The following is a 12,622-nucleotide window of genomic DNA, read 5'->3' as shown; positions in this document are numbered from 1 at the left end:
AACTGGGGGTGTCTTCCGCGCTGGACGCCGACGTGTCACCCGCCGGATCTCCGAGTCCTGAAGGGCCCCTTTGAGACGCTCAACGTCCCAAAGGCCCCCTTCGAGACACCCACCCCGAGTTGTCCACACCCACCCGCCGTTGTGGACAACTCGGCCCCCTGGACCGCCGGACCCCACCCCGCGTCACCCCCTCCCGATACGCTGGTGCGGGGCGCGCCCCCCTGGGAGCGGTGGGGGGTGGGGTACGCGCGGGGAAGCGAAAAAGGCCTGGTCAATCGGGTGAGCAGGCCGCCAGGCGCCGGGTGAGGAAACGCCGCTGCGGTTCCGAGCAGGGCAGCGCGAGCGCTCGCCGGTAGTGCTCGGCGGCCCGCCCGGGGTCGCCGGCCCGCAGCCACAGCGCGCCGAGGACGGCGGGCAGCAGCGTGTAGTCCGGCAGGTCGGCCTCGACGGCTTCGAGTTCGGCGATCCCGGCCGCCGCACCGTCCACCATCGAAAGCGCGATCGCGCGGTTCAGCCGCGCCACCGGCGACGGCCGCAGCGCCAGCAGGTCGTCGTACAGGCCGACGATCCGGCGCCAGTCCGGCGACGAAGCCGTGCCGTGGCACAGCGCGATCGCCGCTTCGACGTGATACGCCGACATCTCCGGCCCGGTGCACGCCCGCTCGAACAGCCGCGTCCCCTCGGCGATCATCGCGTGATCCCAGCGGTCGCGGTCCTGCTCCTCGATCAGCAGCAGGTCACCGTCCCGGTCGACCCGCGCGGGCAGCCTGCTCCCCTGCAACAGCATCAGCGCGACCAGCGCCCGCACCCTCGGCAGATCCGTCTTCGGCTCGGCCAGCAGCAGCCGCCCCAGCCGGATCGCCTCGCCGCACAGTTCGCCGCGCACCGCGACCTCGCCGGTGGTCGCGTCATAGCCCTCGTTGAACAGCAGATAGAGCACGGCCAGCACACTGTCCACTCTGGACTCAAGCGCGTCCGGACCTGGCAGGGTGAGAGACTTTCCCGACTCCCGCAGCCATTTTTTCGCCCGCACGAGCCGCTGCGCCACGGTCGCCGGTTTCGTCAGCAGGGCCGCCGCGATCTCGTTCACCCCGAGCCCGCCGACGGTCTTCAGCGTCAGCGCCACCTGCGAGACCTTCGGCAGTGCGGGATGGCAGCACAGCAACATCAACACGAGCTCGTCGTCCGTACGCTCGTCGGCTTCGTGGCCGTTCAGCTCCACGAGCCGCGGCAGCAGCGCGCGCAAGGTCTGCTCGCGCCGCACGACGTCCATCGCCCGGTTCCGCGCGGCCCGGAACAGCCAGCCGCGCGGATTGTCCGGCACCCCGCTTTGCGGCCAGGTCCGCAGCGCCTGTTCCAGCGCGTCGGCGACGGCCTCCTCGGCCAGGTCCAGGCGTTCGGGGCCGAGCGCCCTGGCCAGCGTGGCGACGATCCGCCCGGCACTGTGCCGGAACAGGTGCTCCACCACGCCGGCCGGGCGGCTCATGACGGCCTCAGTCCTCACAACCGCGTTCGCCGATCTTGCGCACCTCGATCGGCCCGAACCTCAGATGCGGATGCGTCGCGAAGATCTTCTCCGCCTGGTCGAGGTCCACGGCCTCGATCACCTGATAGCCGCCGACGATCTCGGTGGCTTCGGTGTGCGGCCCGTCGGTCGCGCCGACCTCGCCGCCGGAACCGCGCAGCACCCGGCCGCCCCTCGACAGCCCGCCACCGCCGACGAAACGGCCTTCCTTCGTGCGTTCGTCCGCCCAGGCGATGTAGCTCTCGAGCACGCGTTGTGCCTCGTCGGGGCCGAGGTGATCATGCGAATCCGACTGGGACCGCAGGAAACCGACGTAGTTGGGCATGGTGTCCTCCTTGGGGAATCGATGGCCCCTAGACGAACGAGCCCCCGGCGAATCGACATCAATAACGGAAGAGCCGGTCGTGCAGTTCACGCTGCCGCGCGAACCAGGCACTAAGCCTGGTCCGGCGGCGACGGCGTTTCAACACCTGCTGGACTTCGCGCACACAGGGCTCGTCGGCTGCGAAGGACTTCCCGGTCAGCAGGACGGCGTAGTGGCCGTCCGGGCAGCGGCCGGAAACGGAGATCATGCCCGGGGTCAGGTCGTCGACGAAATCGATCGAGCCGATCCCGACCACGGACCGCCGATCGCAGACGGGGCAGTAGACGACGAACACGTCACAGCTCCAGCCGCCAGGTCTGCCCGGTCAGCTCGTAACCGAAGCCCGTGATCGTCTCTTCGCTGACCAGCTGAAAGCCGGCCTTCCGGTAGATCGCCCGCGCCGCCTCCAGCAACGAGACCGTCCAGAGCTCCATCGCCGGGTAGCCCGCCGCCCTCGCGAACTCGACGCATTCGGTGACCAGGCGTTTCCCGACACCCCGCCCTCGTGCGGCCGGTTCGAGGAGCAACATCCGCAGCTTCGCGGTGACGCCGTCTTCGGCGGGCATGCAGAAGATGCTGCCGACGCGCTCGCCGTCGAGTTCGGCGATCCAGCCCGCTTGGCGCGGATCACCGCGCCTGTCGACGTACTCCGCGACGACGCGGGCGACGAGTGCTTCGAAGCGTTCGTCCCAGCCGTACTCGCGGGAGTAGAGGGCGCCGTGGCGGTGGACCACCCAGCCGAAGTCACCCGGCCGGGGCGGGCGCAGGACCAGCGTGGGATCCGCGGCGCGCTCGCCGACCAGCGAGGTGATCGTGTCCATGGCACCGAGCAGCCGTCGCTGCTCGTCGTCCCCGAACCGGCCGAGGAGTGTGCCGATCCTGCCCACCGACCGTTCGTCGAGGACGGCGAAGGCCTTGCGGCCGTTCTCGGTCAGCCGGACGATCTGACGGCGGGCGTCCTCGTCGCTGCGTTCACGGGTGAGCAGGCCGCGCCCCTCGAGCCTCACGAGCAGCCTGCTCGCGTACCCGGCGTCGAGGTCGAGACGTTTGCGCAGATCGGTGACCTGCGTCTGATCCTGCTGCGCGAGTTCGAAGATGACCCTGGCTTCGCTCAGGGAGTACTCGGCATCGGCCGGCCCTTCGTCGAGGACGCCGATCACGCCGGTGTACAGGCGGTTGAAGGCCCGGACGGTCGCCACCCGGTCTGCGGATCGATTCATTTGACCACCTCAACAGATTCGTTGACGAAGTCAAGTGTTACTCCGCGAAGCGGTGAAGGCAAGAAATCTTTCGGGTCCGGACATATGGAAACCCCGTGATGCTGCCAGGTCGGGGGTCCGCCAGCATCACGGGGTCGTAGTGGGTATCGACGCCGCGTTCCGCGGCGTTACACCTCACGCACTATGTGTCGTAGGTCACTCGAACGGGCGACACCTACAACGGTTGTTGTCGGGTCAGCGCATGTGCGTGTGACGCGCCTGGGAGATAGCGATGAGCTCCTGACGAACGGTCGCGGTGGCCGCGGTGTCGATCGCCCGGTTCAGCGCCCGGCGAGTGCGAGCCTCGGCGCGACGGGCACGGAGCTTGGCGGCGATGTTGTTCATCGGTTTTTGTCATCCCCTTGGGAGTAGGTCTTGCGTCTTCGTGGCTGTGCTCCTAGTATGCACCCTTTTTCACAAGGAAGCCAACGATTATCCGGTGACTTGGCACACCTGCCGATGAATCATCGGCAACATGAGCGTAAAACCGGAGAGATTTGGTGGCGCCGGTCACTTCTTGATAACGCCGACGGCGCGGCAAAGGGACAGTAGGAGTCTCTACCGTTTTCTAGAGCTGAAGCTATAAAGCCTGAGAGAGGCTTAGTCCCGGCCGAGCAGGTAGTGGCCGAAGTGCGGGACGGTGAAGGCGATGTGCCCGCGCTCGGCGGAGTACACCAGGCCCTTCTTCATCAGGCTGTCCCGCGCAGGCGACAGCGAGGAAGGCTTCCGCCCCAGGTAGACGGCCACGTCGGCGGTCCCGGCGGACTCGTCCCGGCCCTGCGTCAGCTCCGCCATCGCGAGCAGGTACTCGCGTTCCGCGGGCGTCGCGCGTTCGTAGCGGGAGCCGAAGAAGCCGACCGCGAGCTCGGACTCGGCCTCCGGGGCGGCGACCTGGACGTCCTTCACGGTGATGGGGTCCGCCGGCGCGGCGTCCCAGGCGGCTTTGCCGTAGGCCTGGATGAAGTACGGATAGCCGCCGGACGCGTCGAACAGGGCGTCCAGCGCCTCCGGTTCGATGCCCGCGTCCTCACGTTCGATCGGCGCCATCACCGCGAGGTCGGCGTCTTCGCGCTCCAGCCGGTCGATGCGCGCGTAGCGGAAGAGGCGTTCCGAGTACGACTTCGACGCCGAAAGGACGGCGGGCACATGCGGCAGTCCCGCGCCGACCACGACCAGCGGCGCCCCGGACTGCGAGAGTTCGTGGCAGGCGGCGCAGAGCGCGGAAACGTCCTCCGGCAGCAGATCCTGGATCTCGTCGATCAGGAGCGCGACCCCGGTACCGACGTCGGCCGCCAGCTCCGCGACCTCGGTGAACAGCTCGACCAGGTCGATCTCGATGTCGCCGGAATCGGCGCGGCCCTGTGCGGCGGGCACGTCGATGCCCGGTTGCCAGCGGTCGCGGAGCTTCGCGTCCGGTTTGTTGGCGCGCAGCGCGAACGCCTTGAGCACGCCGAGCACCTGCTCGACCCGGTCCGGCGCGCGATGGCGTACGGCGAGGTCGCGGATCGCGCGGTGCAGTGCGGCCGACAGCGGCCGCCGAAGTTCGGTGTCCGGGCGGGCTTCGATCTTGCCCGCGCCCCAGCCGTGCTTGATGGCCCTGGAGCGCAGCTCGCCCAGCAATACGGTCTTTCCCACGCCACGCAGGCCGGTCAGCATCAGGCTGCGTTCGGGTCTCCCCCGCGCGACCCGTTCGAGCACGACCTCGAAGGCCTGGAGCTCGCGGACGCGACCTGCCAGCTCGGGCGGCCGTTGGCCGGCACCCGGGGCGAAGGGGTTGCGGATGGGATCCACTCTCACACGCTATCGGCGTTTCTAGCGTCGGTCCGATATTCCGCCATAGAGGGATAGGCGTGTCGCGGCGGGTTACTCCGAGTGGACGGGTCTGCAGCCCCGTCCCTCGTTCTTACTCACTCAGGTTGCGTTCCGCGTAGATCTTCATCGCGTCACGGATGTATTCCGCGGTACCCGCGCCGTGCTTTTCGTCGTACTGCCCGTAGCGCGGGTCGTCGACGTACAGCTGCCCGAGACCGGCGAAGTAGCCCTTCGACACGGCACGCACGGCCGGCCGAAGCCACTCGTACAGCCGCCGAGTGATCGCTTGGGCCTCGTCACCGTCGGCGGGCAGGCCCTGCGCGCGGGCCTCGCCGAACGCGGCCGCGATGTCCTTCTGTTCCTGCTGGTGCGCCTTCTTGTCCTCGGCGCTCAGCGACTTCCACCACCGGTCACCCTGCTTGTAGGCGTCGGCGCCCCAGCGTTCGGTGACCTCCTTCTCGTACTTCGTGTGGTCGAAGCCGTCGAACACTTCCGTTGCCATCAGTTGTTCACCTCTCTCTGTCTTCTTCAAGGTCGTTTTGACCGATTCGATCTGCCGTCCGAGTCGCTGTCGCTCCTGCTCCAGCCATTTCAGGTGGGTGCGAAGCGCCGCTGTCGTGTCCTGCTCCCCTTCAAGGACTTCGCCGATCGCGGGCAGGCTCAGCCCGAGTTCGCGAAGCAGCAGGATCCGTTGCAGCCGCACCAGCGCGTCCTGGTCGTAGTAGCGGTATCCGTTGTTCCCCACCCGGCTCGGTTCGAGCAGTCCGATGTCGCCGTAGTGGCGCAGCGTGCGGCTCGTGGTCCCGGCCGAGCGGGCGATGTCCTGGATCGACCACTCCGTCTCGTTCGGCATGTCCACGAAGGTAGAGGTTGACGTTGCGTCAAAGTCAATCGAAGTTCACCCGACCGTGGCATGGTTCACGGATGAAGACATTCGCGCTGGTCATGGCCGCTGCGCTGACCTTGACGACGGCCGGGGTCGCCGACGCGCAGCCGCGTCGCGCCTTCGACATCCAGGCCCACCGCGGCGGGCTCGGCCTCACGGTCGAGAGCACGCTCGCGTCCTTCGGCAAGGCGATGGAGCTGGGGGTGACCACGCTCGAACTCGACATCCAGATCACCAAGGACGGTCGCGAGGTGATCACCCACGACCGCAAGACGACGCCCGCGAAGTGCCGCGACACCGCGCCCGCGACGCCCGGCGACCCGGCGTACCCGTACGTCGGCAAGTACGTGAAGGACCTGACGTTCGCGCAGGTCCGCACGCTGGACTGCGGTTTGATCCGCCAGCCCGCCCATCCCGGCCAGACACTCTCCCCCGGCGCCAAGATGCCGACGCTCGCCGAGCTCTTCCAGCTGGCCAGGGACCACCACGCGTGGGGGATCAAGTTCAACATCGAGACCAAGGTCGAGGCCGCCGCGCCGCACGAGACGGCGCCCCGTGAGCAGTTCGTCCAGCGGGCGGTGCGCGAGATCGTGCGCGGCGGGTTCGCGCACAACGTCTCGATCCAGAGTTTCGACTGGGGCGCGCTGATGCGGTTCCGCGAGGTCGCACCGTGGATCCCGACGGTCGCGCTCACCCAGCCCGAGTTCCTGCAGGTCGGGCAGCCGGGCAAATCGCCGTGGCTCGGCGGGCTGGACATCGACGACTTCGGCGGCAGCCCCGTCCGCGCGGTGAAATCGTTCGGTGCGAAGGCGCTCTCGCCGGTGCACGGCAACCCGCAGGGCGGCAAAATCGGCGACCCCGACTACCGGCCGTTCACCACGAAAGCCCTGGTCGCCGAGGCGCACCGGGCAGGGATCAAGGTCGTGCCCTGGACGATGAACGACCCGGCGACCATGCACAAGCTCATCGACGACGGCGTCGACGGCATCATCACCGACTACCCGGACCGGCTGCGGCAGGTCGCGGCCGAGCGCGGCTTCAAGCTGCCGAAGGCGTATCGGGCCCGCTAGGGAAATCTAGCGCTTTCTAGCGTCACAGAAATATTCCGGGATACACCGTTAGCGCGGTTCGGCGCGGTGGCGGGCGGGAAGACTGGGGTTAGGTTTGTTTCCCGGGTCCGGATCAGAAAGGTTACGACCGTGATTCTCCGTCGCGTCGCACGTCCGCTCCTCGCCGCGATCTTCATCTCCGGCGGGATCGGCGCGCTGAAGGACACCCAGGGGCACGCCAAAGCCGTGGAGCCGTTCCTCACCGAGTCCTTCGACAAGCTGGAGGGCGTGGTGCCGGAGTCGGTGCCGCGCGACCCCGCCACCCTCGTCCGGATCGACGCCGCGGTGAAGGTCGGCGCCGGGGTCGCGGTCGCCGCGGGCAAGGCGCCGCGCCTGGCCTCACTGCTGTTGCTCGGCAGCCTGGTCCCGACCACGCTGGCCGCGCACCGGTTCTGGGAGATCAAGGAACCGGCCGAGCGTCAGCAGCAGCAGATCCAGTTCATCAAGAACGCCGGCCTCGCCGGTGGCCTGCTGCTGGCCGCCGCCGACACCGCGGGCAAGCCGTCGCTCGGCTGGCGCGCCAAGCGGGCCGCCGCCAAGACGGAGAAGCGCGCCGAGAAGCTGGCGAAGAAGGCCGAGAAGGCCATCACGAAGTGACGACCCGCGTTTAGTCCTCTGAATGCGCCTCGCATCCAGAGGACTAAACGCGTGGGGTCATGAGGTGAAGGCCTCGATGTCCTCCGCCTCGACGACGGTGCGGACCTCGACCTCGATCTCCTCGAACAGCTCCGCGTAGGTCTCCGCGAACGCGACGGCCTCCGCCAGGTCCTTGGCGTTGATCAGCGCGAACCCGCCGATGACCTCCTTGGCCTCGGTGAACGGGCCGTCGGTCGCGGTGATCTTGCCGCCGCGCGCCTTGCGGACCCTCGCGCCCCGCTCGGAGGGGTGCACGCCCTCCGCCGTGATGAGGATGCCCTTCTCGAACGAGTCCTCGATGAAGGCGCCCATCTTCTCGATGAACTCCTTGCTGGGGTTCCAGGCCTCCGGGGCGCTCTCGTCCAGCCGGTGCATCATCAGAAACCGCATCGTCGCTCCTCAGTGTCTTGGCGGGGCTGTTTCTACCCCGCCTTCACCGACGCGTCGAGCGGCTCGACGGCGGTTCGACATTCTGTACAGAAGTTTTTCTAGCGGCTCGCGACCTTCTTGTACTGGGCCGTCGCGAGCGGCGCGAAGATCGCGATGATGGCGATGCAGCACAGGATCGCGTACAGCGAGGCGTTCTCGGCGGGCCAGCCCGTCGGAGGTGCGCCGAAGCGGTTCCCGAACAGGTCACGGGCCGAGTTGATCACCGCGGTGAACGGGTTCCAGTCGGCGATCGTCTTCAGCACGCCCGGCAGCTTGTCCGCCGGGACGAACGCCGTCGAGATGAAGCTCAACGGGAACATCCACATCAGCCCGGCGCTCTGCGCCACCTCGACACTGCGCGCGACGAGCCCGATCCAGGCGCCGACCCAGGACAGCGCCCAGGCGAACATCAGCATCACCAGGTAACCGAGCACGGCGTCGAGGAAGCTGCCGCGGATCCGCCAGCCGACCAGCAGCCCGCACAGCGACATGACGACCAGCGCGACCACGCTGATCACCAGGTCGGACGTCGTCCGGCCGAAGATCACCGCGAGCCGCGAGATCGGCAGCGAACGGAACCGGTCGATGATGCCCTTCTGCAGGTCGTTCGCGAACCCGATCACGGTGAACGCCGAGTTGAACGCGACCGTCTGCGCGAAGATGCCGGCGATCAGGAACTCCCGGTACGCGAGCCCGCCGGCCTCCCCACCGATCGCGTCGCCGAAGACGTACGCGAACAGCAGCACGAACATGATCGGCTGCAGCGTCGCCGCCATCAGCCAGTCCGGGTTGCGCTGGACGTTCTTCAGGTTCCGCCAGGTGATCACGCCACCGTCGGAAAAGGCCTTCGTGACCGCGCTCACTTCTTTTCCCCCTCGTCCGTGGCGTGCCCTGTCAGCGAAAGGAAGACGTCGTCGAGCGTCGGCCGGTGCAGCGCGACGTCCTGGACGGCGACACCTTGCGCGTCCAGCCGCCGCAAAGCTTCGATCAGCGCCTTCGGCCCGCCCTCGACCAGGACGTCGACCTTGCGGGTGTGCTCGTCGACCGACGGCGTGCCCGACCCGACCTCGGTGAGCACCTGCGTGGTCATGGCGAGGTCGCTCGTGTTCGCCACGACGAGCTCCAGCCGCTCGCCGCCGATCTCCTGCTTGAGCTCGTCGGCGGTGCCGCGCGCGATGACCTTCCCCTTGTCGATCACCACGATCGAGTCGGCGAGCTGATCGGCCTCCTCCAGGTACTGCGTGGTCAGCAGCACGGTGGTGCCGTCGGCGACGAGTTCCTTGATGACCTCCCAGGTGTCGATCCGGCCGCGCGGATCGAGCCCGGTGGTCGGCTCGTCGAGGATCACCACGGTCGGCTCGGCGACCAGCGCGCCCGCCAGATCGAGCCGCCGCCGCATCCCGCCGGAATACGTCTTGGCGGGACGATCCGCCGCGTCCTCCAGCCGGAACCGGGCGAGCAGCTCACGCGCCCGCGACTTCGCCGCGGCCTTCTTGCTCCCGTACAGCCTGCCGACCATGTACAGGTTCTCGAAGCCCGTGAGGTTCTCGTCCACGGCGGCGTACTGCCCGGACAGCCCGATCGACCGCCGGACGGCGTCGGGCTGGGCCAGCACGTCGTGCCCGGCCACCTCCGCCTCGCCCGAATCCGGGCGGAGCAGCGTGGTCAGGATGCGGACCGTCGTCGTTTTGCCGGCGCCGTTCGGCCCCAGCAGGCCCAGCACCTTGCCCGTCGGGATCGACAGATCGACCCCGTCGAGCGCCCGGGTGGACCCATAGGTTTTGACCAGCGCTTTCGCCTGAACCGCGAACATGCGGCCAACCTAGACCCCGGCACCGACAAAGGCACCGGGGTTTTTCCCGGATCCGCTCCGGGCGAACGGTCTACTTCTCGAGGATCGCGGTGACGCCCTGGCCGCCCGCGGCGCAGATCGAGATGAGCCCGCGGCTGGATCCCTTCTCGCTCAACAGCTTCGCGAGGGTGGCGACGATACGGCCACCGGTCGCGGCGAACGGGTGCCCGGCCGCCAGCGACGAGCCGTTGACGTTCAGCTTCGCCCGATCGATGGAGCCGAGCGGCTCGTCGAGGCCCAGCTTCGACTTCGCGAATTGGGGGTCCTCCCACGCCTTGAGGGTGGCGAGCACCTGTGAGGCGAAGGCCTCGTGGATCTCGTAGAAGTCGAAGTCCTGCAGGGTGAGACCGGCGCGCGTGAGCATCTGCGGGACGGCGTACGCGGGCGCCATCAGCAGGCCTTCGTCGCCGTGGACGTAGTCGACGGCCGCGGTCTGCGAGAACGTCAGGTACGCCAGCACCGGCAGTTTCCGCGCCTTCGCCCACTGCTCGGTCGCGAGCAGGACCGTCGACGCGCCGTCGGACAGCGGCGTCGAGTTGCCCGCGGTCATCGTGCCGTCAGGGCCACCGAAGGCGGGCTTCAGCTTCGCGAGCTTCTCGACGCTGGAGTCCGGCCGCAGGTTCTGGTCGCGCGCCAGCTTCAGGTACGGCGTCACCAGGTCGTCGAAGAAACCCTTCTCGTACGCGGCGCCGAGCCGCTGGTGGCTGGTGGCGGCGAGTTCGTCCTGCGCCTCGCGCGTGATCTCCCAGACCTTCGCCGTCAGCGCGGCGTGCTCGCCCATGGACAGGCCCGTGCGCGGCTCGGAGTTGCGCGGGATCTCGGGGACGATGTGGCCGGGGCGCAGCTTCGCGGCGAGCTTCAACCGATCGGGGAGCGTCTTCGCGGCGTTGAGCTGCACGAGGATCTGGCGCAGGTCGTCGTTGACCGCCAGCGGCGCGTCGGACGTGGTGTCGACGCCGCCCGCGATGGCCGAGTCGATCTGGCCGAGGGCGATCTTGTTGGCGACGTTGATGATCGCCTGGAGGCCGGTGCCGCAGGCCATCTGCACGTCGGAGGCCGGGGTGGCGGGGTTCAGCCTGCTGCCGAGGACGCTTTCGCGGGCGAGGTTGAAGTCGCGGGCGTGCTTGAGCACCGCCCCGGCGGCGACCTCGCCGATCACCTCGTCCTGCAGGGAGAAGCGGCTGACCAGGCCGTCGAGGGCGGCCGTGAACATGTCCTGGTTCGACGCTTTCGCGTACGGACCGTTCGAGCGGGCGAAGGGGATCCGGTTACCGCCGATGATCGCGACCTTGCGCACGGGTGCCGTCCTTTTCGTGGCCATTTTTTCCACTCCTCCGTAGGCTCTCTCACACTGTAACCTACTAGCGAGTAGGTTAGACTGCGACGTGACGCAAACTGCACGGGAGGCACGTAATGGCTGACAGGTACCAGCAGTTCACGAAATCCCCGGTGGGGAAATTCGTGGTGCCGAAGCTCGGCCTGCCGAACCCCGCGACGCTCCGCCGGTACAAGCCCGGCCAGCCCGCTCTCGAGGGTCCCGCACTTCTGGGTGCCGCGCCGGGCGGCCGTCTCGAAAAGGTGATCGAGGCGCAGCTGCACCGCGCGGGTATCGAGGTCGTCTCGGCCGCGACGGACAGGCACGCCGCGCTCGTCTTCGACGCGACAGGCGTGAAGGACCCGAAGCAGCTTCGCGAGGTCTACAACTTCTTCCACCCGGTGATCCGGAGCGTCGGGCCGTCGGGCCGCGTCGTCGTCCTCGGGACGCCGCCGGAGCTGGCCGAAGGCAACGAGCGGATCGCCCAGCGCGCGCTCGAAGGCTTCGTCCGTTCCGTCGGTAAGGAGCTGAAGCGCGGCGCGACCGCTCAGCTCGTGTACGTCGCCGAAGGAGCCGAAGAGGCCACTGAGTCCACGCTCCGCTTCCTGCTCTCGTCGAAGTCCGCCTTCGTCGACGCCCAGGTCATCCGCGTCGGCACCGAGACCAAGACCGCCTCCGCGCCAGCCGACTGGACGAAGCCCCTCGAAGGCAAGGTCGCCCTGGTCACCGGCGCCTCCCGCGGTATCGGCGCCGCCATCGCCGAAGTACTCGGCCGCGACGGCGCCCACGTCGTCGCGCTCGACATCCCCGCCCAGGGCGCGGACCTGTCGAAGGTGGCCAACAAGGTCGGCGGCTCGGCGCTGCAGATGGACATCACGGCCGCCGACGCGCCCGAGAAGCTCGCCGAGTACCTCGTCACCCGCCACGGCGGCGTCGACATCGTCGTGCACAACGCGGGCATCACGCGCGACAAGACGCTGGGCAACATGACCGAAGGCGGCTGGGACTCGGTCATCGCGGTCAACCTCGCCTCGCAGCTCGCGGTGAACGAGAAGCTGCTCACGGACAAGGTGCTGCGCGAGAACGGCCGCATCATCGGCGTCTCCTCGATCGCCGGCATCGCGGGCAACGTCGGCCAGACCAACTACGCCACCAGCAAGGCGGGCGTCATCGGCATGGTGAACGTCGGCGCGCCGAAGCTCGCCGAGTACGGCGGGACGATCAACGCCGTCGCGCCCGGCTTCATCGAGACCAAGATGACCGCCGCCGTCCCGCTGTTCATCCGCGAGGCCGGGCGGCGGCTGTCCAGCCTCGGCCAGGGCGGGCTCCCGGTCGACGTCGCCGAGACGATCGCCTGGTACGCGAACCCGGCTTCGGCCGCGGTCAACGGCAACGTGGTCCGCGTCTGCGGCCAGGCACTGCTGGGGGCGTGAAC

14 protein-coding genes are annotated in these 12,622 nt (G+C 68.5%); 3 read left to right on the top strand and 11 right to left on the bottom strand.

Features of this window, described 5'->3' with window-relative positions; translation table 11 throughout:
- Positions 1 to 271 precede the first annotated feature (271 nt).
- The 7 genes from DMC61_RS01315 to DMC61_RS01290 form a co-directional block, all read right to left on the bottom strand.
- Positions 272 to 1,486, bottom strand: a complete 1,215-nt coding sequence (locus DMC61_RS01315) for an RNA polymerase sigma factor (RefSeq protein WP_125686169.1) — start codon at positions 1,484 to 1,486, stop codon at positions 272 to 274.
- A gap of 7 nt (positions 1,487 to 1,493) precedes the next feature.
- Positions 1,494 to 1,850 (bottom strand): YciI family protein, encoded by a 357-nt coding sequence (locus DMC61_RS01310; RefSeq protein ID WP_016338231.1) that lies wholly within the window; start codon positions 1,848 to 1,850, stop codon positions 1,494 to 1,496.
- Positions 1,851 to 1,908: 58 nt separating this feature from the next.
- Complete coding sequence (locus tag DMC61_RS01305; RefSeq protein WP_125686167.1) at positions 1,909 to 2,184, bottom strand: hypothetical protein; 276 nt, start codon at positions 2,182 to 2,184, stop codon at positions 1,909 to 1,911.
- Between the two features lies 1 nt (position 2,185).
- Positions 2,186 to 3,109: a helix-turn-helix domain-containing GNAT family N-acetyltransferase gene (locus DMC61_RS01300; protein ID WP_125686165.1), complete on the bottom strand. Its 924-nt coding sequence runs from the start codon at positions 3,107 to 3,109 to the stop codon at positions 2,186 to 2,188.
- 234 nt (positions 3,110 to 3,343) lie between these two features.
- Complete coding sequence (locus DMC61_RS41325) at positions 3,344 to 3,493, bottom strand: hypothetical protein (protein ID WP_007032374.1); 150 nt, start codon at positions 3,491 to 3,493, stop codon at positions 3,344 to 3,346.
- A gap of 255 nt (positions 3,494 to 3,748) precedes the next feature.
- Complete coding sequence (locus DMC61_RS01295; RefSeq protein ID WP_007032375.1) at positions 3,749 to 4,939, bottom strand: ATP-binding protein; 1,191 nt, start codon at positions 4,937 to 4,939, stop codon at positions 3,749 to 3,751.
- Positions 4,940 to 5,051: 112 nt separating this feature from the next.
- Positions 5,052 to 5,813 carry a MerR family transcriptional regulator gene (locus tag DMC61_RS01290; protein ID WP_125686163.1) on the bottom strand — a complete coding sequence of 254 codons (762 nt, stop codon included), beginning with the start codon at positions 5,811 to 5,813 and terminating at the stop codon, positions 5,052 to 5,054.
- A gap of 71 nt (positions 5,814 to 5,884) precedes the next feature.
- On the opposite strand from DMC61_RS01290, the gene DMC61_RS01285 reads away from it, so the two are divergent.
- Together DMC61_RS01285 and DMC61_RS01280 are read left to right on the top strand one after the other, a co-directional pair.
- Entirely contained in the window at positions 5,885 to 6,916 is a 1,032-nt protein-coding gene (locus tag DMC61_RS01285) for a glycerophosphodiester phosphodiesterase family protein (RefSeq protein ID WP_125686161.1), read from the top strand.
- Between the two features lie 129 nt (positions 6,917 to 7,045).
- Positions 7,046 to 7,552, top strand: a complete 507-nt coding sequence (locus DMC61_RS01280) for a DoxX family membrane protein (RefSeq protein ID WP_125686158.1) — start codon at positions 7,046 to 7,048, stop codon at positions 7,550 to 7,552.
- A gap of 57 nt (positions 7,553 to 7,609) precedes the next feature.
- Here DMC61_RS01280 and DMC61_RS01275 read toward each other — a convergent pair whose 3' ends face one another.
- From DMC61_RS01275 to DMC61_RS01260, 4 genes are all read right to left on the bottom strand, one after another.
- Complete coding sequence (locus DMC61_RS01275) at positions 7,610 to 7,981, bottom strand: YciI family protein (RefSeq protein ID WP_125686156.1); 372 nt, start codon at positions 7,979 to 7,981, stop codon at positions 7,610 to 7,612.
- A gap of 98 nt (positions 7,982 to 8,079) precedes the next feature.
- Entirely contained in the window at positions 8,080 to 8,883 is an 804-nt protein-coding gene (locus DMC61_RS01270) for an ABC transporter permease (RefSeq protein ID WP_125686155.1), read from the bottom strand.
- The gene (locus tag DMC61_RS01265; RefSeq protein ID WP_016338223.1) at positions 8,880 to 9,833 is read right to left on the bottom strand and encodes a daunorubicin resistance protein DrrA family ABC transporter ATP-binding protein; all 954 of its coding nucleotides are present in this window, start codon (positions 9,831 to 9,833) and stop codon (positions 8,880 to 8,882) included. The genes DMC61_RS01270 and DMC61_RS01265 overlap by 4 nt, the downstream gene beginning before the upstream one ends.
- Before the next feature lie 70 nt (positions 9,834 to 9,903).
- Complete coding sequence (locus DMC61_RS01260; RefSeq protein WP_125686154.1) at positions 9,904 to 11,193, bottom strand: acetyl-CoA C-acetyltransferase; 1,290 nt, start codon at positions 11,191 to 11,193, stop codon at positions 9,904 to 9,906.
- A 92-nt stretch (positions 11,194 to 11,285) separates the two neighbouring features.
- Between DMC61_RS01260 and DMC61_RS01255 the strand changes: the two genes are divergently transcribed.
- Positions 11,286 to 12,620, top strand: coding sequence for a 3-oxoacyl-ACP reductase (locus DMC61_RS01255; protein WP_125686153.1), 1,335 nt, complete (start codon positions 11,286 to 11,288; stop codon positions 12,618 to 12,620).
- Positions 12,621 to 12,622: the final 2 nt, after the last annotated feature.

The sequence above is a fragment of the Amycolatopsis sp. WAC 04169 genome (assembly GCF_003947535.1).
Taxonomy (GTDB): domain Bacteria; phylum Actinomycetota; class Actinomycetes; order Mycobacteriales; family Pseudonocardiaceae; genus Amycolatopsis; species Amycolatopsis keratiniphila.
Note: the sequence above shows the minus strand (reverse complement) of the source record. Positions and strands in the feature narration are given on the sequence as shown.

Bases quoted from the DNA above. Each gene is read 5' to 3' on its own strand.
- DMC61_RS01315 (WP_125686169.1), bottom strand. From the start codon at position 1,486: ATGAGCCGCCCGGCCGGCGTGGTGGAGCACCTGTTCCGGCACAGTGCC.
- DMC61_RS01310 (WP_016338231.1), bottom strand. From the start codon at position 1,850: ATGCCCAACTACGTCGGTTTCCTGCGGTCCCAGTCGGATTCGCATGAT.
- DMC61_RS01300 (WP_125686165.1), bottom strand. From the start codon at position 3,109: ATGAATCGATCCGCAGACCGGGTGGCGACCGTCCGGGCCTTCAACCGC.
- DMC61_RS41325 (WP_007032374.1), bottom strand. From the start codon at position 3,493: ATGAACAACATCGCCGCCAAGCTCCGTGCCCGTCGCGCCGAGGCTCGC.
- DMC61_RS01290 (WP_125686163.1), bottom strand. From the start codon at position 5,813: ATGCCGAACGAGACGGAGTGGTCGATCCAGGACATCGCCCGCTCGGCC.
- DMC61_RS01285 (WP_125686161.1), top strand. From the start codon at position 5,885: ATGAAGACATTCGCGCTGGTCATGGCCGCTGCGCTGACCTTGACGACG.
- DMC61_RS01275 (WP_125686156.1), bottom strand. From the start codon at position 7,981: ATGCGGTTTCTGATGATGCACCGGCTGGACGAGAGCGCCCCGGAGGCC.
- DMC61_RS01265 (WP_016338223.1), bottom strand. From the start codon at position 9,833: ATGTTCGCGGTTCAGGCGAAAGCGCTGGTCAAAACCTATGGGTCCACC.
- DMC61_RS01260 (WP_125686154.1), bottom strand. From the start codon at position 11,193: ATGGCCACGAAAAGGACGGCACCCGTGCGCAAGGTCGCGATCATCGGC.
- DMC61_RS01255 (WP_125686153.1), top strand. From the start codon at position 11,286: ATGGCTGACAGGTACCAGCAGTTCACGAAATCCCCGGTGGGGAAATTC.